The organism is Bacteroides sp. 1_1_30 (assembly GCF_020982715.1).
Classification (GTDB): Bacteria; Bacteroidota; Bacteroidia; order Bacteroidales; family Bacteroidaceae; genus Bacteroides; species Bacteroides xylanisolvens.
The window spans coordinates 1-1473 of the sequence record NZ_JAJKHN010000202.1; the positions used below are offsets into that span (position 1 = coordinate 1).

Sequence of the window (1473 nt, forward strand, 5' to 3'; positions counted from 1 at the left end):
GGTTCTTCGTCAAATTTGGTGGTACTTCTTCTATTGTGAATAAAGAATCTTGGCTCTCAGTAGTTTGCTTCCTGCCCTATTGTACATCTGCCTTTTTACCGCTTTAATTTTATTCACTGTCCCCTCCAGTAATCCGTTACTGAAGGGGATATCAATAGCTGCCTGTACTGCCTCCCAGTCTTTTTCAATACCATATGCAAAGTTCGTCAGTGCCATATTCCGTGTTGCCTTCGCTTTTTCAATCCACTTTCTAATATCCTTATCATAAGTGTTCCCATTAATCATATCTCTGAAATTCTGACACACGCTTAAGAGTTCTTTAATCTGTGGTGAGGACTTATATAGTTCCGCTAGTTTAGGATTATCCGATTCTCCCTTTAGAATGTATTTGCGTATCTGATTCTGTGAAACTCTCTGTGTTTTACTTCCGTTTTCAATGCTCTCATTATGCTCCTTGACTTCCTTCCTCTTTTGTTGATACATTTTTCGCAAGCTGGATGTTATCCTTCCAATAAGTGCGCCACTGATTTTACTCCCCATTTTTTGTGCCAATATTTTTCGGGTAATACAGCCCGCACTAATGATTGTAGCCAGTTCGGATACATATTTAAGAGCTGTCTTCTGTTGCTCATTCAAGTATGCCCCTATTCTCCTGTTGTGAATGAGCTTATAAATGTAGCGACTTTTCTTGCCCAAATGCGCGGCTGTCTGCTCAATGGTCATCCCCTGCATTTTTAAGTTCAGGCTTTCCCTGTATATCTTCAATTTTTCTCTGTGTCGGACATCTCCCATGTTAAATATGTCCTGAAGAATTAACGAAGAAGCCGTGTCTCTGTCAGGATATTCGTATTTGAGCTTTTGCTTGGTCTGACGAATCATTTTCTCTATTTCCGGTATCATCGTGTCCGTCATATTCTTGGTTAGATGGAACCGGTCGCAGATTTGTGTAACACCAGGGATTATTCTGTTTATAGCCTCTGTGAAACATCTTCCACGGTCTCTCGTTATATATTGTATTTGAGGATTCCGGGTGAGCCAGTTATCAAGCGCTTCTCCGTTTCTATCCTCTAACAAAGCAATAGGCATGTGTGTCATCTGGTCTACGACCACACTCATATAATCCTTACCTTTTTTATAGGCAAAATCATCAATACCTACATAAATACTTTTATTATGCATAGGATTATGTTGCCCGCACTGTTGTAGGATGCGTAAGCAGGAAGAGCTACTGGCCGTTATATGGAACAGCTGCAAAAGAGAAGAGGCCTTTCGGGAAGTAAGTTCCAAGCTTATCGATCTGATGCGTTCCTCAACAAGATAGCTCCGTCTACCATACCGACGAGCCAGAAAAGACAACGGTTCGCAGAATATTTTTCGCGGACAAGAAACATTTTCGCAATAATATTTGCCAACCTTTATGACTAACTCCAAAGTATGACCGTAAACTTCAAGATCCTGAATATGACGGGAGTA

General features: G+C 40.8%; 1 protein-coding gene. It reads right to left on the reverse strand.

Translation table 11 applies throughout. The features are described from left to right. Positions 1-30 precede the first annotated feature (30 nt). A partial coding sequence (locus LPH68_RS26165; protein ID WP_230297264.1) for an ISL3 family transposase occupies positions 31-1473 on the reverse strand: 1443 nt, incomplete at its 5' end.